Below are 22,703 nucleotides of genomic sequence, written 5' to 3'. Positions count from 1 at the left end.
TCCTCGATGGTTTCGCGGCGGTGTCGCGGGGCGCAGTTGTCAAGTCCGGCTGAACCATGAACCTTGACCCGTCTGGTCCGGTTCACCGGTGACCCACCCGGTGTCGAACGCGCGGTAATGCCGAGTTGAGTGAATTCGGCATGAGTGTGACTGACCCGTCCGGCGCACTGACTTCGGCGGCGGGCGGTGTCCACTCTCGGACAGGTTCGAGCTCGGGCTATGGCGCCGTGAGTTCCATTTTCGACAATCGGTCCTCGTCCGCGACCGCGTCGATCCCGGCGATGCGGTCGCCCGCGAATCGGATGGTCATCACCAGCATCAGTGTGCCTTGCGGGGCCAGCACCAGGCCAGGCTCGCCGTCGAGCATGATCGCGCGAGCAACCTGCGCCTTTCCGCAGAAGTTTTCGGCCAGGACTCGGCCACCATCGAAGTCGGTCCCCGCTCCCAGCAGGCGTGCGGCCTCGTCCGTGCGATAGGTCGCGTCCGGGTCGAGCATCGCCAGCAGCGCCTCGAACTCGCCGTTTTGCGCGGCCCGCAGGAACACCTCGACGGCGCGGTATTGCCGTATCCGGTCGTCGCTGCCCGCACCTGAGTTGCCCCGCACCCGTCCACGCGCCCGGCTGGCGATCCGCTGCGTCGTCTCAGGGCTGCGATCGACGATCGGCGCGATGTCGGCGAACGACACGGCGAACAGGTCGTGCAGGACGAAGGCGATCCGTTCGGTCGGCGAGAGCTTGTCCAAGACCACCAGCAGCGCCAAGCCGACAGAGTCCGCGAGTAGAGCCTCCTCCTCGGGATCGGTCCGAAGGCTCGTCGCGAGACCTGCGCCGTGTTCGTCGAGAGAGTCCTCGCGGCGCGATTCGCGGGACCTGAGCATGTCCAGGCACACCCGGCTCACCACGGTCGTCAGCCATCCGGCCAGATTCTCGACGCCACCGGTGTCGGTCCCGGCGGCCTTGAGCCAGGCCACCTGGAGGGCGTCGTCGGCCTCGCTGAGCGACCCCAGCATCCGGTAGGCCACCGCCCGCAGATGGCTCCGATGCTCCTCGAAGCGTGTCGCGAGCAATTCGTTTCCGTTCATCTGTCTGGTTTCCTCGCCGTCGCCCGTCAGAGAAGCAGCAAGCCATTCCGACACGAATACTGGAGGCAGTCAATCATGAACCTCGCTCTGTGGATCGTCACCGGGTTGCTGGCGGCCGTGCTCCTTGCCAGCAGCGCCAAGCTGGTGATCCCCAAAGAGAAGATCCTGGCCGCCGGCAAATATGCCGCCTGGGCCGAGGATTTCAGCCCGGCCGCCCTGAAAGCTCTTGGGGTCGTGGACCTTCTGGGTGCGGCGGGGTTGATTCTGCCCGCCGTGCTCGACATCGGACCGATTCTGGTGCCGGTGGCGGCGACCGGCACGGCGCTGCTGTTCGCCGGGGCGATCATCGTGCGGATCCGGCGCGGTTTGTGGGCCACGGCCGTCGCCGAGGTGCTCTACCTGGCCATGGCCGTCTTCGTGGCCTGGGGGCGTTTCGGCCTCGAGCCCTTCGCCTGACTCGGCTTCGATCCGAACCGACCGCGCGCTTTCGTGTGCGGGAACCATCACAAAGGAGAAGCCACATGACCTCGCAGCGGCCGCTACGGTCTGGGTCGGCGCGCGCTGGAACGAGCGAGCGAGCATGTCGGGTAGTGAACGTCCCGATCACCGATCACCGATCACCGATGCGAGCATCGCCGCAGTAAGCTATCCCTCCCACCGCTATCAGTGGTGCTGGTAGACGTCGGGTATTCCGTCGTTGTCGTCGTCGCGGGTTTCTGCTTCGGCGATGCGCCGGTAGGTCCGGTTGCGCAGCCGCAACACCACCGCCGCCAGGAGTGCGGCGGTGAGAGTGCCGATGAGTACCCCGATACGGACGTGATCCTCCCGCGACGGGTCGCCTGAGAAGGCGAGTTCGCCGATGAGCAGCGACACGGTGAATCCGATACCTCCCAGCAGCGCGACCCCGGCCACGTCGATCCAGCGCAGGTCGGTATCGAGTTCGGCGCGGGTGAGCTTCGCGGTCAGATAAGTGGTCGCCAGGATGGCGACCGCTTTCCCGCATACGAGCCCGACGGCGATACCGAGTGTGACCCGGTCGCTGAGAGATTCGACCAGCCCGCTCAGCCCCCCAATGGTGACCCCCGCGGCCAGGAACGCGAACACCGGCACCGCGACAGCGGCGGAGATCGGTCGCAGGCGATGCTCGAACTGCTCGGCGAGGCCTCGGCGTGCCGGGTTGCGCGGATCGTCGTCGTGGAATTTGTGGAGCACCGGAACGGTGAAGCCGAGCAGTACCCCGGCGACGGTGGCGTGGACGCCGGACTGGTGGACCAGCCACCAGGTGAGCAAGGCAAGTGGCACCAGAATCCAGAATGAGCGGATTCTGCGTTGCACCGCGGCGGCGAACGCGACCAGTGGGATGGCCGCGAGCCCGAGGTAGGGCAGGTGTAGTTCGTCGGTGTAGAAGATCGCGATCACGGTCACCGCGAGCAGATCATCGACCACCGCGAGGGTGAGCAGGAAGGTCCGTAACGCCGTCGGCAGATGCGAGCTGACGACCGCGAGGACAGCGAGGGCGAACGCGATATCGGTAGCGGTGGGAATCGCCCACCCGTTCACCGCGCCGTCGTTGCCCAGATTGAACGCGATGAAGATCAGGGCGGGGCCGGCCATTCCTCCGACAGCGGCCACGACTGGAAGTGCGGCGCGGCGCGGATCCCGCAAGTCACCAGCCACGAATTCGCGTTTCAGCTCCAGTCCGACCACAAAGAAGAACACCGCGAGCAACCCATCAGCCGCCCACACTTCCAACGGAAGATGCAAATGCAGACTCTCGGGACCGAGCTGAAAGTCGCGCAGCCTCTCGTACGCGCCCGACCACGGCGTATTGGCCCAGACCAAGCCGACAGCCGCGGCCACGATCAACAGAACACCACCAGCGGTCTCAGTCCGCAAGATCGCAGCGACCCGCCGCGTCTCAGGCCAAGAACCACGCGCAAACAACCGTAGTCGGGACTCGGGGTCGGTCACTTCGAAGTTCGCCTTTCGTGGATGCCTGCGGCGGCGGGTCCGTGTCGCTCCGCGCTCGGCGACCCTTCGGCTCCGGTCAGCGAGTTCAGTGACGGGAGCCCACCACGCCGGCGGAGCGGGCCTAGCGCGCCGAGATCGGCGAATGCAGGACCGCGGGCAGCACAGATGTGTGCCCTGTCGCGGGCGGGCCGCAGCCGGAAAACTCGGCGGACTGCCTTGGGGTGCGAGGTTCTGTGCCGTATGGCTAATGCTGGATTCGGCATGATGTGCGCCCATCACTGGTCAGGCCCGAACCCGCATCCCGGGCCGGGTTTGCCGACCAGACTTCCCGGCACTCCGACTGTAAACATGCCGTATAGACACCCGCAGACGCAAACCAACCGACCACACGGACACCGTGGGCGCGCGTGGGCATTTGCCTCGAGCGCGGGTTTACGGCATCTTTACCAGTGGTGCGCCGGGAAGTCTGGTCGGCAACTCGACCCTGACCACGGGTCGGGTCTTCCGACGGTCAGGAGCCCGCGGTGCGCACACCGAACAGCTGGATACGACAGCCGTCTGCGCTCGCGGAAGCGAGGAGTCCTCCTTCGGCGCGGCCAGGGACACCGATCGTGTTCTGGGACCTCACGTGCAAGCCGTCGCGGCCACACCGCATGGGCAATCGCCCACCTGCGCTCGCCGCTCGCGCTGTCGCCCGACGCCTGGACCGCTCAGTACCCCACAGCCACAATGCCTTCGGTCCCAACCGTCTGCCACGCCACCGGGTTGCCGGACCGGAACTCGACACCCGTCCCGCCACACCCGAAGGAAGCCAGCTCATGACGTCGAGTGATCACAACAGGATGCGGCTCGAGCATCTTCGCATGGCATTGGGATGGGATCCGGTGCGGCGCAATTGGTTCGGCTCCGACGCCAAGGACATCGATCTGAACGCTTCGGCATTGCTGTTCGCCGAGGACCACATCACCGATGTCGTCTACCACCAGCAGCTCAGCTCGCGAGACGGCTCGGTGCGCCACCTCGGGGACAGCACTACTGGGGAAGGCAAAGGCGACAACGAGGTGATCACGATCGACCTGACCCGGATACCGCCGCAGATCACCACCATCGTTTTTCTCGTCACCTCCTATACCGGCCAAAGCTTCGACCAGATCGACAACGCGTTCTGCCGTGTGGTCGACAGCGCCTCCGGCACCGAGATCTCTCGTTACGACCTCGGCGCAGACGCTTCCCACACCGGCCTGGTGATGGGCAAAGTGTCCCGGCCTGGGGGAATGTGGCGTTTCGAGCCGATCGGCGAGGCCATCAGCGCACAACATCCGGTCGAGGCGATCCCGCACATGACCCGATTCCTGACCTGATCGGATAGCTGACCCGCAGCGCAGTCGAGCTTTCCACATTCGGCTGCCTCCGATGATCCGGCTACACAGGAATCAAGCGATCGACATCGACATACACCACACGGTGTGGGAGGTGAACAGAGCCCGCCCGCCGTCTACGGGGCACGCCGCCGAGAACGGGTTGTTCACCCGCGGTGCAGACCGGGCTTGTTCGGCCGTGGACCCGCTACGGAATCGGCCCGGGAGCCGGGTTCCACAGGGCCTGGTGTGTCGGCTATTCGGCGCTGACTGTCTGCTCCGGCGGCGGCTTGGGCATCGAGCTCGCGTCGCGCGAAGGCGATATCGCGTGCGCTGCGCACTGACAATCGGCCGAGCGAGGCCGCGGCGAAGAACAGGATCAGCGCACCGAGACCATAGAAGTAGGTCAGCTGCAGCACGGCACGCTTCAGGTCGGACGTAGCGACGGGTTCCCCGACATCCCCGATCCCCAGTGGGTCCGCCAGCAGCGGCCCGATCACGAACCACATGCCCGCAGCCACTGCCAGCCACCCACCGAAGCTCGCCACGAGCCGGTTGCGGCTTGCCAACATGAGCAATCCACCGATGATCGCGGCGACGCCAGGCAATACCTGGAGCCACCCACGCGCCGCCGTCCACACCCATGGCTCGTCCGGAGTGAACGCGAAGTCGAAGTACGGCCCGACGAACGGGATCAGCGCGCCCCAGACGCCCAGGAGCAGCACCGCGAGCCCGCCGAGAGCTCCCCGGCTACGCGGAATCCGAAGCGGACGACCGCGGCCTGCAGAAACATTGTCGTCGACGTCCCTCATGACGCCTCCATTCATCGAAGTAGATGCATATACCGCCTACCCTTTGTCCACCGGGATACGCACGAACACCGCAAGCGGCGTCCACAAACCTCCAGTGACCGGCGTTCGTGCGGTTGCGAAACAACACCTGGGCCGAGGAGCGGTGCAGGTTAGGGCGAGATACGCCGCCGTGACCAGGCCGCTCATGCGTCCGGTTCCGTCGACGGAGACGACCGCGTCCAGGTCGGGCCGAAGCTACACTCCGGTCGCCGCGTCCCCGCCAGCTCGTCCTCACTCGCGACCGCTCCGTTCGGCGATCGGCGCGCGACCGCTGCCAGCGTGGTCGACGCACGTGTCGGTTCGACTACGCCGGCCAGGTTCAGCCAGGTCAGCACACCCAAGGGCCGACCGTGGGCGTGACAACGGGAAGACCGCGCCACGTGTGGTGGCGCCCCGCGCGTGGTCAGTTGGTCAGGTCGCGGTGGTTGAAGCGAGCAAGCCCGCAGACAACCAGGACCACCGAGATCACGACGAGGACGGCGGCGTCGGTCCATTGCATCCCGTTGCGCAGCGGTTCTCCGCCGATGTAGTAGTGGAACGGTGAGAGATACTTCAGCCAGTCGGCGCCGATGACACCGGCGAGGCTGTTGGCGGCGTAGGCCAGCACTCCGATACCCGCGGTCCCGGCCAGAACCGGGCCGCGTCTTCCGGTCGCTGCGCCGACCCCTATGGCCAAAGCGCCGAAGACGACCGCCAGCAGCGTCAGGTTCAGGCTTTGGGCCGCGAACTCACCGATGCTGATGGAATCGAGATCAGCCGACGAGCGAATCCCCACCATCCCCAGCAAGACCACTACCCCGATCGCCACGGCACCGGTGGCCACGGCGGCGAATCGTTGCAGCGCCAGCGCGGTGCGGCTGACCGGATACGCCAGCAGCAGATCCAGATACCCGGATTCCTCATCCCCTGCGATCGCGCGGGCTCCGAAGGTCACTCCGAAGAACATCGCCAGCAGCGGCAGCAGCAGGCCGAACACGCTGGAGCCGAGATATCCTGCGGCGGAGTTCATGTCGTTCAACCGCAATGCCTCGCGCATCGCCTCGGGGTAGCTGCTCACCGCGTCGGCCATACCGCCTGCGGACACTTGGGGGTAGAACCCGGCGTACATCAGACCGACCGCGGCCGTGCCGACCGACCAGGCGATCAACGAGCGACGGTTGTCGACAAGGGTTCGGGTGTAGATGTCAGGCAGCATCGGATTCTCCGGTGTAGTAGCCGTGGAACAGGTCCTCGAGAGCAGGTTCGGTGACCAGCAATCCGGTGACACGGTGGGTGACGATCCTCCGTAGCAGTGCGTCGGGGCTTCCGGTGACCTGGCAACGCAGGATGGCGCCGTCCACCTGAACGTCGCGGACCGCGGGAAGGGCGGCGAACTCGGCGAGGGTCACCGGCTCGGCGAAGGTGACCTCCACATCGCGCACGGCATTGGCCCGCAGCCCGGACACAGTGTTCAGCGCGACCAATCTCCCCTCGCGGATGATGCCGACCCGGTCGGCGACCGCCTCCACCTCGCTCATGATGTGGCTGGACATGAACACCGTCTGCCCGTTGCCGGAGGCCTCGGTGACCATGTCCAGGAAGATCTGCTGGCCGATCGGATCCAGACCAGAGGTCGGCTCGTCCAGGATAAGCAACTGCGGGGTGTGCATGAATGCCTGGACCAGACCGAGTTTTTGCCGGTTGCCCTTGGACAGACTGCTGACCTGTATGTCCTGATCCAGTTCCAAGCGCTCGCACAGCGCGTCGATCCGTTGCGGCGCGACCCCGCCACGCAGCCCGGCCAGAAACCGCAACATCGCGCCGACCCGTTGCCGTCCCGGCGCGACGAAATCGCCTGCGAGATAGCCAATTTCCGCATGCAAGCGGACCGCATCCCGCCGAGGGTCGAGACCCAGCACACGAGCACTGCCCGCCGTAGGCCGGATCAGGTCCAGCAGCAACCGGATGGTCGTCGACTTACCGGCCCCATTCGGGCCGAGAAAGCCGAACACCTCACCGCGGCGGACCTCCAGAGACAGCTCCACCAACCCGCGCCGCGAGCCGTAGGTCTTGGTGAGCCCTTGCAGCTCGATTATGTTCACCATGATCTGACGGTAATGAACTTTCAGAGATTTGTAAATGTTCTAAACCTATCGAGCTTGCTAAGCTTCGGCTGTGGGAACCAACGAGCGCTTGCGGGCCGCTGCGGAGAAGCTGGCTTTGACCCTGTCCGACGGTGGCGGGATGCAACGCACCACCGCGCGCGTGATGACCGCCTTGCTCTATACCGAACAGGACACGATGACCGCCGCGGACCTGTGCGCAGAGCTGTCGATCAGTTCCGGCGCGGTCTCCACCGCGATCAAACAACTCATCCCCGTCGGCTTGATCGAACGCGTCCCCGCCCCCGGCAGCCGCCGCGACCATTACCGTTTCCGCGCCGGAGCCTGGGCGGCATTGATGTCGCAGCAGAACACGATGCTGGCCACCATGCGCGACGCCGCCCAAGAAGGTATCGACGCCGCCATGCCAGAGACCGCCACCGCCGCGCGCCTACACGAGATGCAAGACTTCTACACCTACATGACCAACGAACTGGTCCCCCTCATCGAACGCTGGCGCGAACAATACGCTGCCGAACACGACTCAGCCGAGCTTCACCGCCATAAGCTCAGCTAGTCTCGGATCCGCCGAGCCAGGGGTGATGCGGCCGCCCGTGGCGTAGTCGGGAACGGTGAGCGAGTCGTGTACTCGCGAGCCCGGCTATTGAATTCTGCCGCGCCACGGCTCAGCACTGCCGGCAGCGCGCTGATCAGCAGAATGCTCGACTCGGGGGTCACAGATGGCGACCGTCTCTGTGCACCCGGTGCTGGAGATGAGATTTGCCCACCTCCAGGGGAGTAGTCTCTGCGGTAGTCCGACAGTGTGGCGATCGAGTGGTGTGCCGTCCTCAGCGCAACCCCAGATCACCGGGGATACCAGCCCGGTCGCCGGGTCGGCAGCCGACCGTAGCCAGACCGGCCGCTTCCCCTTCATCCACGCATCTACCTACGACCACGAAAAACGGGTGGTCGTGGCCGAAACTGCTCCACAACCACCCGTGTGCGTAGTGTCTGTGTCCAAAGGGGGAAAAGGACACCGGAACTGCGGCAAATGCGGATTGTGGCTGTCTCCGGGCAGAGACGTCAGCGCCGACGAGCGGCGACGCCGCATAGAGCCACCAAACGGACACCCGCGCAGGTGTGGAAGGGCATCCGGTTCCTGCGGAAGATCGCAGTCAAGGAAGGACTGCCGCCGGTGACCTTGTGCAGGTGTCGGCTCAGCCGCAGCAGTCGCAGCCGGGGCGGCAGCTGCAGGCGTCTGTCTCCCCGGCTGGCGGCCGGAACCCCCACGGTGGGTCGGTGTCCGGACCCGGTCAGGAGTTCCGGTTCCACCTGTTCTTCCGCGGTGCTCTCCACTCATCTCCAGGCGTCGATCGAGAAGCTGCCGCCCGCGGGCCGGACAACCGTGGCGGTCAGTTCCCTCACGCGGTCGGCAGGTATCGGAACGCCCGGGGCCTGGAAGATCCATTCCATCGTCTTGTCCAAGCTCACGTCCTTGGGCACTTCCCCGAAGTAGGGCTTGCCGTAGACGGGCGTGCCTGGTTCGCTGCGCCAGCTGTCGGCGAGCGTGCCGATGTCCACCGCGTCGTAGCCAAGGAGGTCGAGCAACTCCACGACCTCCGCCTTGGCGGCGGCATCGTCGCCGGCGATCGGCATGGCACTGCGGTCCGGCGCACCCGAGGGGCGGGCCAGGCTGAACAGCTGGCTGACGACGATGTTGCTGGCCGCCTTGACCACACGGGAGTCGGCCAGGTGGCGCTGCACCAGCTCGCTGCTCGTCAGCTCGTTCGCGTCCAGCTCGGCGATGCGGCCGTCGCGCACCGGGTAATAGTTCAGCGTGTCGATCACGATCTTGCCCGCCAGCGGCTGGGCCGGGATCTTCTCGTAGGCGCTCAGCGGGATGGACACCACTACCAGGTCCCCGGCCTCGGCGGCCTCGGCGGGAGTGGCCGCCTGGGCGCGGGGGCCGAGTTCGGCGACGAGATCGGCGAGGGACTCGGGGCCGCGGGAGTTGCTCAGGACGACGTCCAGGCCTGCGGCGACAGCAAGGCGGGCCAAGGTGCCGCCGACGTTGCCGCTGCCGATGAAGCCGAGTGTCTTGTTCATGGTGCTCTTTTCTCCGATGGGATGAGGAAATGCCGGACCGGCCACAGTCACGAACCGTAACCGGACCGGCTGGTCATGTTAACTACCGTACCACATAACCGGACCGCTCGGTCATGTTGCGTAGAGTGGACCCATGAGCACTGAAGAAGCCGTTGCAGCGCCGCCCGCGCGACGGATGAGAGCCGACGCGGTGCGGACGCGTAAGGCGCTGTTGAAGGCCGCCGCCGAGGTGTTCGCCGAGCACGGCGCGGAAGGGTCCATTGCACAGATCGCGGCACGGGCCGGTATCGGAAAGGGAACCGTCTTCCGGCATTTCCCCACCAAGGAGGACCTGTTCGCCGCGATCATCAGCGAGGAAATCGACGGGCTGGTGACAGTGGGCCGCCAGCAAGCCGAGCAGGCCGACGCCGACGCCGCCCTGCTGCAGTTCATGAGCGCGGGCGTCGATATCTACGCAAACAACCGGGCGCTCGCGGAAGCACTACATACGGTGTCGGAACTTCGGCACCCGGAGATACAGGCCGGACAAGAGCAGCTGATCGCCACAGCCGAGTCACTGGCGCGGCGGGCGCAACGCGACGGCTCACTCCGTGCGGACCTCAACGGGCAGGACGTGATGCTGCTGATCTGCGGCGTGTACTACACCGCCGCACCCCTGCTGACTGCCGATCCGTCGGCCTGGCGGCGCTACCTGCGGCTCACCTTCGACGGCATGTGCGCCACCGGCACCGGGCCCCTACCCCCGGCACTCGTCCACAACTCCTTGCTGCCGACGATCCGGTAGGGGCGACGCGATGCTCCCCGAGGCCGATCCTCACAGGGCGTCACCGACCGAGGAGATATGGCACAGCTTCTGACAAACGGTGTCGCTCGTCAGTTACGAAGCCAGGGTTGCGCGACGTCCTCGTACAAGACCAGCAGCTGCTCCAAGCGCACACCGCAGTATCCGCTTTGCGCATCTGCTGTTCGGGCCGAATCCTGAACAGGGGCTTTCGCGCGGCCTGGACCTCTTCTGCGAGTCAGCGGGCATCGACCGCGAGCGGGCCCGCCGCTGGGCGCAGGTCCGCGCGATCAAGGCCGCGCGCTGGGGACGCCAACACCACGACCCGGACTGGGCGATCCAAGCCACCGACCAGCTCGTGGGCATCCTCACATAGCGCCGCAGGGGATTGAACCGCACCCGGCTGACTCAGCTTCCACCAACACGCCGGATCCTCTGGACTCGAGCTGACACGAACGGACATAAGTGACGTCATTTTTCTCGTCAGCCCCGCAGCGAGCCTGAGCGGCGCGTACGTGTTCGGCGCGGATCTGGTCGACGCGGACCTGAGGGACGCGACGCTGACCGGGGCGAACCTGAGCGGCGCAGATCTCAGCGGCACGAACCTGAGGTCTTCGGCGGCGCGTCAGCGCCGACTCCACGCTGGCCAACTTCTACGCCTGGGCCCGCGTGCTGCGCATCGTCGACGGCCCGGACGCCGTCCACCGCCGCACCATTGCGCGGGAGTTGCGCCGTACACGACGCTCGAGGCTACGCACGTCCAGCGCTGGATTTACGCGGGCACGCGTCGCGCTGGGACCTGCACGTCACGCACCATCTCGCCTCGCCCCGTACGCCAGGGGACCGCAGACGCCGTCGAGGCTCTAGATCGACCCCAGAGCCGCGGGCAGCGTTGTCGGCCGCGACCCGAAAGCTTCTCGACCGACGTGACAAGGCGTGTCGAGACCGATGACCGTGAGGTCACGTGGCCCAACCCGCCCGCATGATGTCTTCGAGCGCGCCGCCGGAGGTCTCATCGGCCAAGGCGGCTTCCCGCACCCAACTGATCGCGAGCACGTTCAGGAACAAGTCTTTGCCTCGCACGGTCGGTCGGGCGCCGCCGTCGCGTTGGGCCGCGGACAAGAACTCGTCGGTGATCGTGACGTAACCCTGGCACGTGAGCGCCAGGGGCGAGGATCCCTCGTCGAGCGCCAGACGAAGAGGTTCCGGCAGGCCGTTGAAGGCGGTGGCCCACTGGCCCAGCGCCTCCAGCCACTGAGCCAGTGCGGCGGTTGAATCGTGCACCTCGAGCCGAATGGCGTCACGACGGGCCTTGAGCTCGTCGCTGCGTGCGCGCAGAAGTGCCGCAAGCAGAGCGTCGCGGTTGGGGAAGTGGCGGTACAGGGTGCCGGCTCCGACGCCTGCCAGTTTGGCGATGGCGTTCATCGAGTCGGACACGCCGTGCTCGGTGAAGTACTGCTCGGCCACGTCGAGGATGTGCGAGCGATTGCGCTGTTTGTCCGTTCGGGCGGCGCGCTGGCGGGTGCTTACGTCTGTCACGTCCGAACCACCTCCTTTGACAATACGGAGAACTTCTCCGTATTGTCGGTTGCGTAAAGCGGAGAACTTCTCCCCATCAGGGTAGCGGTGCTGGTCTCGCTTTGTTGCGGCGGTGCTGCCGCACGGTCGTGACGGAAGGAAAATAGTGAAGCCGAGTACCACTGAGCGCCGTGCTCACCACCAGGTGACGTTGGCCGTTCTGGCGGCAGGGGTCGGGACCTACGCCCTGTTGCAGTCACTGGTCACCCCTGTGCTGCCGACCATCCAGGTCGCGTTGCACACCTCTCAGACCAACGTCACCTGGGTGCTGACCGCCTACCTGCTGTCAGCGTCCATCTTCACGCCGATCATGGGTCGCCTGGGCGACATGACCGGTAAGAAGCGGATGTTCGTGGTCGCGTTGGTAGCGCTGGCGATCGGCTGCTTGCTGTCCGCGGTGGCGACCAACCTGCTCGTGATGATCGTCGGCCGGGTCATCCAGGGCGTCGGCGGAGGCGTTCTCCCGCTGGCGTTCGGCATCATTCGCGACGAGTTGCCGCAGGACAAGGTTCCGAGCGCGGTGGGCACCATTGCCGGGCTGAGTGCCGTCGGCGCTGGAATCGGCATCGTGCTGGCCGGCCCGATCGTGACCGCCTTCGGCTATCACTGGCTGTTCTGGTGGCCTCTGATCCTTCTGGTCGTCTCCGCCCTGGCCGCCCACTTCCTGGTTCCGGAATCGCCGCAGCGTAGTGCAGGCTCCATCAACTGGCTCACCGCGCTGCTGCTGTCCGGCTGGTTGGTCGCGCTGCTGCTCGGTGTCAGTGAGGCGCCGACCTGGAGTTGGACATCGGCCAAGGTGTTGGGCCTGCTTGCGCTCGCCGTCGTGCTCGCTGTTGTCTGGGTGGTAGCGGAGTCTCGCGCCGAGCACCCGCTGATCGACATGACGATGATGCGGGTGCGTGCGGTCTGGGCGACGAACCTCGTTGCACTGCTGTCCGGTGCGGCGTTCTATGCCGCGTTCGCGTTCTTGCCCCAGATGTTTCAGACCCCGTCGTCTGCGGGCTACGGCTTCGGTGCGTCGATCACCCAATCAGGTCTGATGTTGTTGCCGCAGACGGTGGCGGTGTTCGTGCTCGGCGTGGTGGCCGGTCAGATGGCACGCCGCGTCGGCTCGAAGAACCTGGTCATCGTCGGATCCGTGATCGGCGCTGTGGGCTACTTCCTCGTCGCCGTGGCGCACGACCGCGAGTGGGGGATCTACCTGATCACCCTTGTCGTCGGCGTGGGATTCGGCATGGCATTCGCGGCGATGGCGAACCTCATCGTGGCCGCTGTCCCCGCGCACCAGACCGGCGTCGCCAGCGGGATGAATGCCAACATCCGCACTATCGGCGGCGCTCTGGGCGGAGCGGTCATGGCCAGCATCGTCACCGCCGGCGCCGCACCCAGCGGTTTGCCGAAGGAGTCCGGCTACACCAACGGCTTTCTGATGCTGGCCGGGGCCCTGCTGTTGAGCGCCGTGGTCGCACTGCTCATCCCGAGCGTGCGGCGCGACCCGCGCACCCACGCCGAGCCCGAGGTCGAGTTGCGGCACGCCGAGTCCGTTCTGGTCCCCGGCGGCACCTTGGTGGGCGACGAATCCGAGTGACCATCCAGCCTGGGCCAGCGTCCCGGGTTCAGCCCTCGACGGAGAAGAAGCAGATGCACGACAAACAGATGATCCTGGGTATGCAGCTCGGCAACGGCTACGGCACCCAACCGGGCGCCTGGCGGGCGCCTGGCGTCGATCCCGCCGACTTCACCAGCTTCGACAAGCTCGTCGGCTACGCCCAAGCAGCCGAGCGCGGGAAGCTGCAATTCCTCTTCCTGCCTGACTTCCAGGCGCTCAGAGTCGACATCGAACACGCGCCTCCGGCCGGCACGCTCGAACCCATGCTCACGCTCGCAGCCATTGCGCGTGGCACAGCACGCATCGGCATGGTCGCCACCGGATCCACCACCTTCAACGAGCCCTACAACCTGGCCCGCCAGTTCAAGACGCTCGACGTCATGAGCCACGGCCGAGCCGGCTGGAACGCGGTGACGACCAGCGATCCGCGCGCGGCCGCCAATTACGGTGGGGAGATCGCGCCGCGGGACGAGCGGTATGAGCGGGCTCACGAGGTCATCCAGGTCGTCCAAGCCCTCTGGGGCAGCTGGGGTCGCGATGCCTTGGTGACCGATGTCGAGGCCGGTCGATTCGCCGACGCCTCGAGGGTTCAGCCGATCAACCTCCGTGGTCGCCACGTGGCCTCCCGCGGACCGCTCCCCGTGCCGCCCTCCGAGCAGGGGCAGCCGGTGATCTTCCAGGCCGGTGGCAGCGCGCACGGCCTCGGTCTGGCCGGCATGTACGCAAGCGGGATCATCGGTGCGACCTGGACCATCGAGGACGCGCGCGCTCAGCGGGCGACGATCCGTGAGGCGGCCGAACGGTTCGGCCGAAACCCCGACGAGGTGAAGTTCTTTGCCGGCGTGCTGCCGGCCACCGCCCCCACGAAACGCGAGGCGCTGGACCAGCGCATCGCGCTCGGCGGGCAGGCGTTTCCCGACCAGGTCAGATACCTCGGTTCGATGCTGGGCATACCGCTCGGCGCGCAGCAACTCGACAAGCCGCTGACCCCGAGCCAGTTGGCCGCTGCCCGGGCCAGTACGTCGGACCCCCGCGCGGGGCACGCGCTCGAGGTAGCACGCGAGGGGTGGACTCTTCGGGACGTGCTGGCACACGGCGTCATCGACTATCACCCGGTCATCACCGGGCCGCCTTCCGAGGTCGCCGACCACATGCAGGAGTGGTTCGAAGCGGACGCAGTCGACGGGTTCTGGGTGGTGATGGACGTCTACAACCCCGGCGTGGACACCTTCGTCGACGAGGTGGTCCCCATCCTCCAGGAGCGTGGGTTGTTCCACCTCGACTACGAGACCAGCACACTGCGGGGCCACCTCGGCGTGCCGGATCAATACGGACTCGACCCGCGCCTGGCGTCCAGCTCCTGAACCCGCGTCCAGTCTGAGGGCTGCTCGCCGGGAGTTCGTCCCGGCCTCGGTCATCGGTCAGCGATCAGGTCGCTGCGGAGGTGCCTCTCTATGTTGGAAAGTCGCACAACACGGCTCGGCTGGGCTTCGGCGGCGTTTGGTGTCGTCGGCAATCATGATCCACCAGAGGACGTTGGACAGGTGTCGTTTCAGGCAGCGCATGGCCGCGCGTGGGGATGCTCCGGCGGCGATCCGCCATATCCCGAAGGGCTGACAGCGCTGATGCTGACCAGGGTGTAGTCGACCGGGGCGGCATCGAGGCTCGCGAGGGGCAGCGCAGATGTCGAAACGAGTGAAACGGCAAGCGGCACAGCATCGTCCCTACTGGACATGGCGTTGTGTCGGGGCAATCGGCTTGGCTGCGGTTCCCGAGGGATGAGTCATCGAGGCGGTCACTGACGTTGGAGTTTCTGCCTCACCCAGGCCACGACGGGTCGCTGTTGGGGCAGGGTGGGGTGCTCGAAGGCGGAGTCGGGCCACAGTTCATCGGCGTATCGATTCTCGACACCGGACTCGTCGATGAACGATGCTGTCCCGCCAGGGGAAACAACAGTGTCGTCGCGCAGGGCGAGGATGTGATAGTTCACGCCGGTTGCTGCGAGCGGAGGTTGGTTGTTCTTCTGCCTGTATGCCGATCCGGGCGCCGACATGTCCGCGCAGGCCGGGCAGATGGTGGCGCGTAGCATATCGTCGACTGTGGCTTCAATGCCCATATCGTGAAGCAGGTCGGTTGTTCCGCTGAGGGTGGCGCCGTGGGTGGCCGGTGCCAGCAAGACCACCGTGTGTACACCGCTAGGGCCCAGTCGCCGGGACAGGGCACCGGCGAGCAAGCCTCCCTCGGAGTGTCCGACGAGGTCCACTCGGGCGGATGCGGTGCGAGCGCGAACTTCAGCGATGAACAGTGCCAGCTCGTCTTCGGACTGAGCCAAGGGTGCCAGCCCGTTGAGTGCGTATCCGGTCGAGGCATGCGCACCGTAGTTCTTGGCGAACACGCAGGCGCCGTGTGGGGTGAGGTCATCGATCTCCGCTCGCCAGTTCTCGATGTCGCCGAAGATGCCGTGGATGAAGACGATCGGCCTGGGAAATGCGCTGTCGGGCAACGGTTTACAGTTCCAGTTGTTGACAGAATGGATCGGCTCCGCTGTCGCGGTGGCCGAGACCGGACTGGTGAGTACCAGGGCCGAGCAGGCCAGCGTGACCAAGGATCGATGCTTCATCAGGGATTCTCCTGCTTGCAGACGCATGCCCCGCCGACCGTGAGATCGCAGGCGTGTACCGCCCCTCAGATCGCAGGTGGGTCGGTGTAGAGCACGGAATGGGTGGTGGGTGTCGGACTCGTCAGCGTGGCTCGACCAACACCGGATCGCCGCAACTGGCGGGCAGAGCAATCAGTGAGCACGGTGCTGGTTGGCGCGTCGGCCGGTAGGTGGAGGGCACCCCGTGGTGTTCGGTGATCTCGCGGTAGGCCGCCACCGCGACTGTCGGGCGGCGGGTCAGGGCAGGGTCGTGGACGGTATCGACGCTGTAGAGACCGAATCGGGGACCGTATTCACCCCACTCGTAGTTGTCGGTGAGGCTCCAGTAGTTGTAGGAGACGATGTTGATGCCGTCTTGGCGTGCGCGCTGAATCCAATAGACGGTGTCGCGGAGATGGTCGTCGCGGCGGTACCCGTCGGCACGGTTCTGATCCGCGTCGGTAGCCAATCCGTTCTCGATGACCCGCAGCGGTTTGTTCGGATATTTGGTGGCGAAGTAGCGCAGCACGTAGTACATGCTCTCCGGTGATTGCGGCAGATTCCAGAACGAGCCGCCCGAGGCGGCGAACGACGACAGTTCCGACGGCGCGATCGAGTAGTACTGGTCGACTCCGATGAAGTCGAAGGAATCGACCATACGGTCGGAGAACACGGCTTCCAGCGCCGGCTCCACACCGGGCAGTGGGATGTAGGCGATGTTCGAGGAGACCTGGCCGCCGGGCTGCACGGCATGGATGTAGGTCGTGATCGCCCGATGAGCCTCGATGATCCCATCGACCATGAGCCCGGTGTTCACCGGCGCCAAACCACCGTAGGTCAGTTCCCGCCGGACGTATTCGCTGGGCTCGTTGAATGTGATCCAGATCGGCTCGGCCCATGTATAGCGATCAACGACACGTCGCCCGAAAGCGGTCAGGGCTGCGGCCATCTCCGGGTTGTTCCACCCCCCACGATCGACCGCCCAACCAGGATGAACCCAGTGATTCAACGTGATCATGGGGCGCATGCCCGAGGCCACGATGCGGCCGATCACCGCGTCGTAGAACGCCCAACCGGCCGCGTCGTCGACACCGGCCTGCGGTTCGATGCGCGACCACTCCACCGACAATCGATAGTTGTCCACACCGATCGAGGCCGCCTTGGCAACATCCCCCTCGTACTGGTGGAAGAAGTCCACGGCGTTTCCCACCGGCTCGTGCAACTTCCCTTCGTTGCCGTAGCGCAGGTAGTTCGAGTCCTGGTTGAAACCTTCGGACTGGAAACCGGATTGAGCGACCCCGAACTCGAAGTCCGCCGGTAACGCGGGAAGGTCTTCGGCCGCTGAGGGCGCTGCAAGGGCGGTGAGAGCCAGCACCGAAACCACTGCGGACAGCATCGCGGTGACAGTTGCCGATTGACGCATAACTTCCTTCGTTCGGAATTCACGAAACTGCGGCGTGTCCATCCGGGTCGGGCAGTCGACCGAGGTGAACAGCGATCACGCCGCGCGTGCGGCTCGACACGTCATTCAGATGCGTTCACGTATCCAGATACGTCGATGTCTTCGGGTATTGTTGCGTTCGGACCGAGCAGTGTCAAGGAGGCACACATCAGAGAAGGCCGGACATGCCCAGGTTGACCCGCGCCGAGAGCATGCAGCGCACCCGCAACATGCTGCTCACCGCCGCCGAGGAGGTGTTCGCGGAAAAGGGCTTCGCGCAAGCTTCCCTCGAAGACATCGCGGACAGGGCCGGGTACAGCCGAGGTGCGGTCTATGCGAACTTCACCAACAAGGAAGATCTGTTCCTCTCGCTTCTCGGAGACTGGCTCGATCGCGACATCGAAGAGAGCGAGGAAATCCTCGCTGCGGGCGGTGACGCGATGCAGACAGTCGACACCCTGCGAGGCCGAGGCGGCAATCGCTTCGCCGACCGCAAACGTTTCGTGCTGATGCTCGAATTCCGGCTCTACGCGATGCGAAATCCTCCGGCGGCACAGGCATTACGCGACTACGACAGAGTATCCCGAGACTGGTACGCGCGTTCTACCCGGCGCGTGATCGAAGGAATGGGACTGAGCCTGCCCGCACCCGCCGAGCAAATGGCACTGGTGGCACTCGCTCTCGAGCACGGTATAGCTCTGCTCGCCCACACCGATCCCGAGGCGATTTCTCAAGACTCCTTTCTGGACGCGGTGACTCTGCTGGGCACGGCGCTGATCGGCGCTGCCGAGAGAGAACGCAGCGCGCAGTAGACACGCGAACCCCGCGCAGCTCTGCAACGATCACTTGTCAGTAGTGAAGGTGGCGGACCCGGGGTCGGCTGACACGTCGGCATCGTCGCGACATTTTATGTGAGTCATAGATCGCTTCGAGTGCGCGGTGGGCCGACGCGGGGTAGCCGACTGGTGAGATCGCCTATTCAACTTGACCTGACCCCGCTGGTTCGGTCCGTCTGATCTGCCCCCCGCTCCGGGATCCGCGGTTTCGAGAGTTGAGGCAGCCTGACCCGTAGGAGGTCACGATGCCGAAATCCTTTCCGCTGTCTATGCGCCGGCAGGTGTGTGCTCGGCTGCGAGCTGGCGAGCCTGTCGCCCAGATAGCGGAGGAGACAGGGATCTCGCCGGCCACACTGTTTCGCTGGAAGGCGCAGGTGCTCGTCGATGCAGGAGTCCGAGAGGGCATTCCGAGCGTGGAGGCCGACGAGCCGGCCTCAGCGAAGAAGCGCATTGCCGCGCTGGAAGCCGAACTGAAACTCACCCGCGACGCCTGCGAACTGTTCGACGCGCAGGCGGTGGTTTGCCCAAAAGGTGGATCGCGGTCGTCGAAGGGCTGATCGCGCTCGGACATTCGGGGCGGTCGGCCTGCCGGGTTACCGGAGTGAACAGATCCACCTTCCTACGGCACCGACGACAACCATTGTCCACCCGAAAGATTCGCAGGATCGTGGTCGCCGACGAAATATGCCGGATCCATGCCCACTCGCGCGGAACCTACGGCAAGCGCCGGATCAAGGCAGCGCTGCTGGCTGAGTGCGAGATGATCGTCAACCACAAACTCGTGGCCTCGATCATGTCCGAGCGCGGCATCTTCGGCCTGCCAAGACGCAAACGTCGCGGCCACCCGATGCTCGGTGTGAGCGCTCCTGCGGACCTGGTGAACCGCGCCTTCACCGCCGCTCGCCCCAAAATGACAGTACTCCGGCATGGCCAGAGGGGGCTGTCAAGTTGATCTGAGCGGGCTCGTGCCTTTTCCGATTACGTGGTGTTTCGCGCTGTTCTTCGCCTCGTGTCACGTGGTGAGATGGGCACGCAGTGCGCGGGCGAACCAGGTGAACACCGGCGCCAGATCCGCAACCGCAGGCCAGTCGTTGATGGCCGCCACCAACTGCCAATAGCTCGCTACCCGAGGATCGTTGGCCACCTCCAACCGCTCGAGCATCCAACGCCGCAAGTCATCGTCATCGGTCTTGCCGAAGGTCTCGGCGTAGCGTGCGGCCAGGGTATCGACAACCGGCGCCGCCCCCGCCGATTCCGGTGCGACTCCCGCGGCCAGCGCTCGGCCTACTTCGGCCCGAACGGTCTCGGTCAGATCGTGATGCAGGCCGGTGGTGTCTCCTTCGGCGCGTTCTTTCGCCTGGTATTCGGCCATGCGCCGCACCGCTGTCCGGAAGTCGTTGTCCTGCACCAGTTGCACCAGCTCCATCCACGCCTCGACCTGCTCGGAGGTGGGCTCGTCGGGAAGGTCGGGCATGCTCGAGCGCAGCAATTCCACCATCGCCGGATTGGCATCGACACCGCCGAAGGTGTCATCGATGAAGTCGTGGATGAAGCGGTGCCGTTGGGCCTGTGACAGATTCACCAGTTTGTGCATCAGATCCATCTCCTGTGGGTTCGATTCCCGGTTCGCTACCGCCTGGAACACCGCGCGACGCAGTCGCAGCACTCGCAATTGCGCGTCGAGGGCGGCCGCGTGTGCCGCGGCGACCTCGGCCAGCGAGGTCTCACGAGCGAGGATGCGCCGCACCGTGGACAGATCGATATCCAGTTCACGCAGCGTACGGACCAGTTCCAGGCGTGCAAGGGCACCGATGTGGTAGAGGCGGTAGCCGGCCGGGCTGTGGCAGGTCGGCGGAACGATCCCTTTGTCGGAGTAGAACCGAATCGTCTTGACCGTCAAACCGGTCCGCTCGGCCAGGGCCCCGATCGTGAAGAACGTCTCGTCGTCCATGTCCCAAGCTTGATGTCTCCCCCTGATGGAGACTCAAGCCGACACTCCACCCGAACCCACAGCGTTGTCCTGACCAGCACCACCATCACCCGATCATGAATCGGGATCGGTGGCAGATTCCTGGTCGGTTTCGGCGATATTGGTGAGCATGACGGCCGTGAAGCGGTAGCGGTCTTCGCGCAGGGATTGCGCGGAGCAGGCGCGACCGGCGAGGCGGTCCAGGCAGATGCGAGCGTCCTGGTCCGAGGCAAGCCAGTCGTTGATGAACTAAAGCAGTTCGGCGAGTTCGGTGGCATCGCCGATTCGGATGCCGCTGCCCTCGGGCATCCGGATAGCCCCGAATCATCGTGTGACCAGGTAAATCCAGATGAATATCGGCGTCACCTGGCCGAGCATGACCGGAATCAGGCCGTCACCTGCCCGGTCTCCGGCCAGTGAGGGCGAATGCCGGTGCGCTCCTGGTCTACCCCACCCCCCGCGGGTCCGTTCGCCGGTCGCGTGGTCGGCTGGTCGAGCCAGCTCGATGGCTCGGGGGTTGGGGGCCAACTCGGTGAAATCCGGCGGCTAACGGCGGCGGAGGCCGGTCGGGCTGGTAGTGGGGGGATCGAGTGGTGCCTGTGGATCGTGTTGTGCCCGCTGCCGATGCGCTGGATCGGCCTCCGCCATTGGGCTGTTGGTGATTTCATGTCGGGCTGTGCGTGATGAGGGCGCCCTCGAGTACGGCATTTTTCAGGAAGCGTCGACCGGTCCGGGTGGCCCAGCAAAGGACTCGGCGTGGTGGAAGCGTCGACGGCTGCGACTGTCGTTTGTGATGCGGGATCGACAGACTATTCTGGATGTGTATTATCCAGGATATGCAGATGGGTGAGGGTGTCGAGTGGGCGATCCACAGCTGCCTCAATCTGGCCTGGGCCGAGCCCGGGGAGGCGGTCTCGGCTGCCAGACTTGCCTCCTTCTTCGAGCTGCCCGCCGCGTATCTGAACAAGCAGTTGCAAGCGCTCGTTCGGGCGGGGATTCTCACCTCGACGTCGGGACCGCGCGGCGGCTTCCGCCTGGCTCACGACCCTGATCGGATCACACTGCTCGATATCGTGACGGCGGTCGAGGGTGCGCAGGAGGCTTTTCGGTGTCAGCAGCTCATGAAACGGGGGCCGGGTGGTCGAAAGGACGTCGACTACCGTCAGGAGTGCTATGTCTCGCAGGCAATGCGTCAGGCGGATCTTGCGTGGCGTCGAGCTCTCGCCGGCCGGACTATCGGCGGCATCAAGGCCGCTGTCGAGGACCACGATCCTGACGCTCCGGAGCTGACCCGACGCCGGCTCGCCGAGCTGCGTTAGAACTCCCACCTGCCGCGGGCTCTCTGCGGCCACAATTCTGGATATTGAATATCAAGAAAGGATAGATATGATGCAGGCACGGATGCCCAACGTGTACAAGTACGCACAGGGCGGCTACCGGGGACTTCAGGCCGTCGAGGACTACCTTGACGGAAGCCGGATACCCCGGAAACTTCTGGAGCTGGTCCGAATTCGGGCCAGCCAGATCAACGGATGCTCAGTCTGCGTCGACTTGCACTCGCATCGGGCACACAAGGCGGGAGAGCGCGACGAACGACTGTGGTCGGTGGGGGCATGGCGTGATACGCCGTTCTTCACCGACGCAGAACGCGCGGCCCTGGCATTGACCGAGGCGATCACCCGTATCACCGACAATCCCGGCGGCGTTCCCGACGAGGTGTGGAACCAGGCCGCCAGCCACTTCGCCGACGAGGATTTGGCGGCGCTGGTGATGGCGATTGCCTCGATCAATGCCTGGAACCGGATCAATGTGACAGCACGCCTGGTCGCCGGCACCTTCCGCTGACCCGGGTTCCAGCAGCCGGCCGACCCGCCGCGAACGAGACGCGGCTCGGCCCGGCACGTGCCGGGCCGCGCCCGTGTCGGCGGTCGCTGCCGGACCGTCATCGGCGCAGCGCTCCTACGCGCCCGCATGGACGCCATCCACGGTCGAGTCGGGCCTCGAAAGGTTCTTGTCGTTCTCTGAACTACGTGTCCCGACGATCCGAATGCGTCTGGTTGTGCTGGCGCATTCCAACGGCGTTCATCGGTGAATGCAGGCGTCGGTCGGTCGGGCCGCGAACGGTTGGTATCGATGAAAAGTGACGTCGCAGACGTTCATTTCATCGACTGGGCGTGCCTGTCGAACGCATTCTCATGCCCGAAGTCAGGGCACGGCGTCTGGTGCGCGGAAGTCTTCCCGCGCACCAGACGCATCCGTAACCTCAGTTGCTCCCGCGTCTCAACCGATACGCCCGCGACTGCCGAAGCCGCTATCCGCGTGCGGCGTTCGCGCTCGTGATGAAATCGATCTGGGCGGGTGACGGTCCACAGAACTCGCTCTCGATCCGGTCGGCCTCGCCCG

22 protein-coding genes and 1 pseudogene are annotated in these 22,703 nt (G+C 65.4%); 13 read left to right on the top strand and 10 right to left on the bottom strand.

What is annotated here, in order from left to right:
• Positions 1 to 217 precede the first annotated feature (217 nt).
• Positions 218 to 1,081, bottom strand: coding sequence for a sigma-70 family RNA polymerase sigma factor (locus ON19_RS32810; RefSeq protein ID WP_043701739.1), 864 nt, complete (start codon positions 1,079 to 1,081; stop codon positions 218 to 220).
• A gap of 75 nt (positions 1,082 to 1,156) precedes the next feature.
• Between ON19_RS32810 and ON19_RS32805 the strand changes: the two genes are divergently transcribed.
• Entirely contained in the window at positions 1,157 to 1,537 is a 381-nt protein-coding gene (locus ON19_RS32805; RefSeq protein ID WP_043701736.1) for a DoxX family protein, read from the top strand.
• Positions 1,538 to 1,744: 207 nt separating this feature from the next.
• On the opposite strand, the gene nhaA is transcribed toward ON19_RS32805, so the two are convergent.
• Positions 1,745 to 3,052 carry a Na+/H+ antiporter NhaA gene (gene nhaA, locus ON19_RS32800; RefSeq protein WP_083899814.1) on the bottom strand — a complete coding sequence of 436 codons (1,308 nt, stop codon included), beginning with the start codon at positions 3,050 to 3,052 and terminating at the stop codon, positions 1,745 to 1,747.
• A gap of 818 nt (positions 3,053 to 3,870) precedes the next feature.
• Between nhaA and ON19_RS32795 the strand changes: the two genes are divergently transcribed.
• Entirely contained in the window at positions 3,871 to 4,413 is a 543-nt protein-coding gene (locus tag ON19_RS32795; protein WP_043701734.1) for a TerD family protein, read from the top strand.
• Positions 4,414 to 4,577: 164 nt separating this feature from the next.
• Here the strand turns inward: ON19_RS32795 and ON19_RS32790 are convergent, their stop codons facing one another.
• From ON19_RS32790 to ON19_RS32775, 3 genes are all read right to left on the bottom strand, one after another.
• Positions 4,578 to 5,222: a hypothetical protein gene (locus ON19_RS32790; RefSeq protein WP_043701731.1), complete on the bottom strand. Its 645-nt coding sequence runs from the start codon at positions 5,220 to 5,222 to the stop codon at positions 4,578 to 4,580.
• Positions 5,223 to 5,664: 442 nt separating this feature from the next.
• Positions 5,665 to 6,456 carry a DUF2705 family protein gene (locus tag ON19_RS32780; protein WP_043701726.1) on the bottom strand — a complete coding sequence of 264 codons (792 nt, stop codon included), beginning with the start codon at positions 6,454 to 6,456 and terminating at the stop codon, positions 5,665 to 5,667.
• Positions 6,446 to 7,345 (bottom strand): ABC transporter ATP-binding protein, encoded by a 900-nt coding sequence (locus ON19_RS32775; RefSeq protein WP_043701723.1) that lies wholly within the window; start codon positions 7,343 to 7,345, stop codon positions 6,446 to 6,448. Before ON19_RS32775 ends, ON19_RS32780 begins: the two co-directional genes overlap by 11 nt.
• A 139-nt stretch (positions 7,346 to 7,484) precedes the next feature.
• Here ON19_RS32775 and ON19_RS32770 point away from each other — a divergent pair, with 139 nt between their 5' ends.
• Positions 7,485 to 7,919 (top strand): GbsR/MarR family transcriptional regulator, encoded by a 435-nt coding sequence (locus ON19_RS32770; RefSeq protein WP_083899817.1) that lies wholly within the window; start codon positions 7,485 to 7,487, stop codon positions 7,917 to 7,919.
• Between the two features lie 779 nt (positions 7,920 to 8,698).
• Here ON19_RS32770 and ON19_RS32760 read toward each other — a convergent pair.
• On the bottom strand, positions 8,699 to 9,448 hold the full coding sequence (locus tag ON19_RS32760) for an NADPH-dependent F420 reductase (RefSeq protein ID WP_043701717.1): 750 nt from the start codon (positions 9,446 to 9,448) through the stop codon (positions 8,699 to 8,701).
• A gap of 133 nt (positions 9,449 to 9,581) precedes the next feature.
• On the opposite strand from ON19_RS32760, the gene ON19_RS32755 reads away from it, so the two are divergent.
• The 3 genes and pseudogenes from ON19_RS32755 (at position 9,582) to ON19_RS45125 (ending at position 11,096) form a co-directional block, all read left to right on the top strand.
• On the top strand, positions 9,582 to 10,232 hold the full coding sequence (locus ON19_RS32755) for a TetR/AcrR family transcriptional regulator (protein ID WP_051169543.1): 651 nt from the start codon (positions 9,582 to 9,584) through the stop codon (positions 10,230 to 10,232).
• 443 nt (positions 10,233 to 10,675) lie between these two features.
• Positions 10,676 to 10,828: pseudogene (locus tag ON19_RS45130) on the top strand (pentapeptide repeat-containing protein); the annotation flags it as partial.
• A gap of 43 nt (positions 10,829 to 10,871) precedes the next feature.
• Positions 10,872 to 11,096, top strand: a complete 225-nt coding sequence (locus ON19_RS45125; protein ID WP_372478720.1) for a hypothetical protein — start codon at positions 10,872 to 10,874, stop codon at positions 11,094 to 11,096.
• Positions 11,097 to 11,189: 93 nt separating this feature from the next.
• Here the strand turns inward: ON19_RS45125 and ON19_RS32750 are convergent, their stop codons facing one another.
• Positions 11,190 to 11,768 (bottom strand): TetR/AcrR family transcriptional regulator, encoded by a 579-nt coding sequence (locus ON19_RS32750; protein ID WP_043701712.1) that lies wholly within the window; start codon positions 11,766 to 11,768, stop codon positions 11,190 to 11,192.
• A gap of 145 nt (positions 11,769 to 11,913) precedes the next feature.
• On the opposite strand from ON19_RS32750, the gene ON19_RS32745 reads away from it, so the two are divergent.
• Both ON19_RS32745 and ON19_RS32740 read left to right on the top strand, forming a co-directional pair.
• Entirely contained in the window at positions 11,914 to 13,395 is a 1,482-nt protein-coding gene (locus tag ON19_RS32745) for an MFS transporter (RefSeq protein WP_227954860.1), read from the top strand.
• A 53-nt stretch (positions 13,396 to 13,448) separates the two neighbouring features.
• Positions 13,449 to 14,780, top strand: a complete 1,332-nt coding sequence (locus tag ON19_RS32740; protein ID WP_043701710.1) for an NtaA/DmoA family FMN-dependent monooxygenase — start codon at positions 13,449 to 13,451, stop codon at positions 14,778 to 14,780.
• A 431-nt stretch (positions 14,781 to 15,211) separates the two neighbouring features.
• Here the strand turns inward: ON19_RS32740 and ON19_RS32735 are convergent, their stop codons facing one another.
• Together ON19_RS32735 and ON19_RS32730 are read right to left on the bottom strand one after the other, a co-directional pair.
• A complete protein-coding gene (locus tag ON19_RS32735) occupies positions 15,212 to 16,021 on the bottom strand; it encodes an esterase/lipase family protein (RefSeq protein WP_157229953.1) in 810 nt (269 codons plus the stop codon).
• 136 nt (positions 16,022 to 16,157) lie between these two features.
• The gene (locus ON19_RS32730; protein ID WP_086006764.1) at positions 16,158 to 17,450 is read right to left on the bottom strand and encodes a family 1 glycosylhydrolase; all 1,293 of its coding nucleotides are present in this window, start codon (positions 17,448 to 17,450) and stop codon (positions 16,158 to 16,160) included.
• 239 nt (positions 17,451 to 17,689) lie between these two features.
• On the opposite strand from ON19_RS32730, the gene ON19_RS32725 reads away from it, so the two are divergent.
• From ON19_RS32725 to ON19_RS42455, 3 genes are all read left to right on the top strand, one after another.
• Positions 17,690 to 18,307 carry a TetR/AcrR family transcriptional regulator gene (locus ON19_RS32725; RefSeq protein WP_169334245.1) on the top strand — a complete coding sequence of 206 codons (618 nt, stop codon included), beginning with the start codon at positions 17,690 to 17,692 and terminating at the stop codon, positions 18,305 to 18,307.
• A gap of 269 nt (positions 18,308 to 18,576) precedes the next feature.
• Positions 18,577 to 18,888: a transposase gene (locus tag ON19_RS32720; RefSeq protein WP_043701702.1), complete on the top strand. Its 312-nt coding sequence runs from the start codon at positions 18,577 to 18,579 to the stop codon at positions 18,886 to 18,888.
• Between the two features lie 110 nt (positions 18,889 to 18,998).
• Positions 18,999 to 19,283 (top strand): IS3 family transposase, encoded by a 285-nt coding sequence (locus ON19_RS42455; RefSeq protein WP_051169542.1) that lies wholly within the window; start codon positions 18,999 to 19,001, stop codon positions 19,281 to 19,283.
• Between the two features lie 60 nt (positions 19,284 to 19,343).
• On the opposite strand, the gene ON19_RS32710 is transcribed toward ON19_RS42455, so the two are convergent.
• Complete coding sequence (locus ON19_RS32710) at positions 19,344 to 20,282, bottom strand: MerR family transcriptional regulator (protein WP_043701699.1); 939 nt, start codon at positions 20,280 to 20,282, stop codon at positions 19,344 to 19,346.
• An 854-nt stretch (positions 20,283 to 21,136) separates the two neighbouring features.
• Between ON19_RS32710 and ON19_RS32705 the strand changes: the two genes are divergently transcribed.
• Complete coding sequence (locus ON19_RS32705) at positions 21,137 to 21,619, top strand: RrF2 family transcriptional regulator (protein ID WP_043701775.1); 483 nt, start codon at positions 21,137 to 21,139, stop codon at positions 21,617 to 21,619.
• A gap of 67 nt (positions 21,620 to 21,686) precedes the next feature.
• Complete coding sequence (locus ON19_RS32700) at positions 21,687 to 22,145, top strand: carboxymuconolactone decarboxylase family protein (protein WP_086006763.1); 459 nt, start codon at positions 21,687 to 21,689, stop codon at positions 22,143 to 22,145.
• The last annotated feature ends 558 nt before the right edge of the window (positions 22,146 to 22,703 follow it).

Source organism: Nocardia abscessus NBRC 100374 (assembly GCF_000308455.1).
Classification (GTDB): Bacteria; Actinomycetota; Actinomycetes; order Mycobacteriales; family Mycobacteriaceae; genus Nocardia; species Nocardia abscessus.
Note: the sequence above shows the minus strand (reverse complement) of the source record. Positions and strands in the feature narration are given on the sequence as shown.

Excerpts from the sequence above, each read along its gene's own strand:
- ON19_RS32810 (WP_043701739.1), bottom strand. The coding sequence starts at position 1,081 with ATGAACGGAAACGAATTGCTCGCGACACGCTTCGAGGAGCATCGGAGC.
- ON19_RS32805 (WP_043701736.1), top strand. The coding sequence starts at position 1,157 with ATGAACCTCGCTCTGTGGATCGTCACCGGGTTGCTGGCGGCCGTGCTC.
- ON19_RS32795 (WP_043701734.1), top strand. The coding sequence starts at position 3,871 with ATGACGTCGAGTGATCACAACAGGATGCGGCTCGAGCATCTTCGCATG.
- ON19_RS32790 (WP_043701731.1), bottom strand. The coding sequence starts at position 5,222 with ATGAGGGACGTCGACGACAATGTTTCTGCAGGCCGCGGTCGTCCGCTT.
- ON19_RS32780 (WP_043701726.1), bottom strand. The coding sequence starts at position 6,456 with ATGCTGCCTGACATCTACACCCGAACCCTTGTCGACAACCGTCGCTCG.
- ON19_RS32775 (WP_043701723.1), bottom strand. The coding sequence starts at position 7,345 with ATGGTGAACATAATCGAGCTGCAAGGGCTCACCAAGACCTACGGCTCG.
- ON19_RS32770 (WP_083899817.1), top strand. The coding sequence starts at position 7,485 with ATGCAACGCACCACCGCGCGCGTGATGACCGCCTTGCTCTATACCGAA.
- ON19_RS32760 (WP_043701717.1), bottom strand. The coding sequence starts at position 9,448 with ATGAACAAGACACTCGGCTTCATCGGCAGCGGCAACGTCGGCGGCACC.
- ON19_RS32755 (WP_051169543.1), top strand. The coding sequence starts at position 9,582 with ATGAGCACTGAAGAAGCCGTTGCAGCGCCGCCCGCGCGACGGATGAGA.
- ON19_RS32740 (WP_043701710.1), top strand. The coding sequence starts at position 13,449 with ATGCACGACAAACAGATGATCCTGGGTATGCAGCTCGGCAACGGCTAC.
- ON19_RS32730 (WP_086006764.1), bottom strand. The coding sequence starts at position 17,450 with ATGCTGTCCGCAGTGGTTTCGGTGCTGGCTCTCACCGCCCTTGCAGCG.
- ON19_RS32720 (WP_043701702.1), top strand. The coding sequence starts at position 18,577 with ATGCCGAAATCCTTTCCGCTGTCTATGCGCCGGCAGGTGTGTGCTCGG.
- ON19_RS32710 (WP_043701699.1), bottom strand. The coding sequence starts at position 20,282 with ATGGACGACGAGACGTTCTTCACGATCGGGGCCCTGGCCGAGCGGACC.
- ON19_RS32705 (WP_043701775.1), top strand. The coding sequence starts at position 21,137 with ATGCAGATGGGTGAGGGTGTCGAGTGGGCGATCCACAGCTGCCTCAAT.
- ON19_RS32700 (WP_086006763.1), top strand. The coding sequence starts at position 21,687 with ATGATGCAGGCACGGATGCCCAACGTGTACAAGTACGCACAGGGCGGC.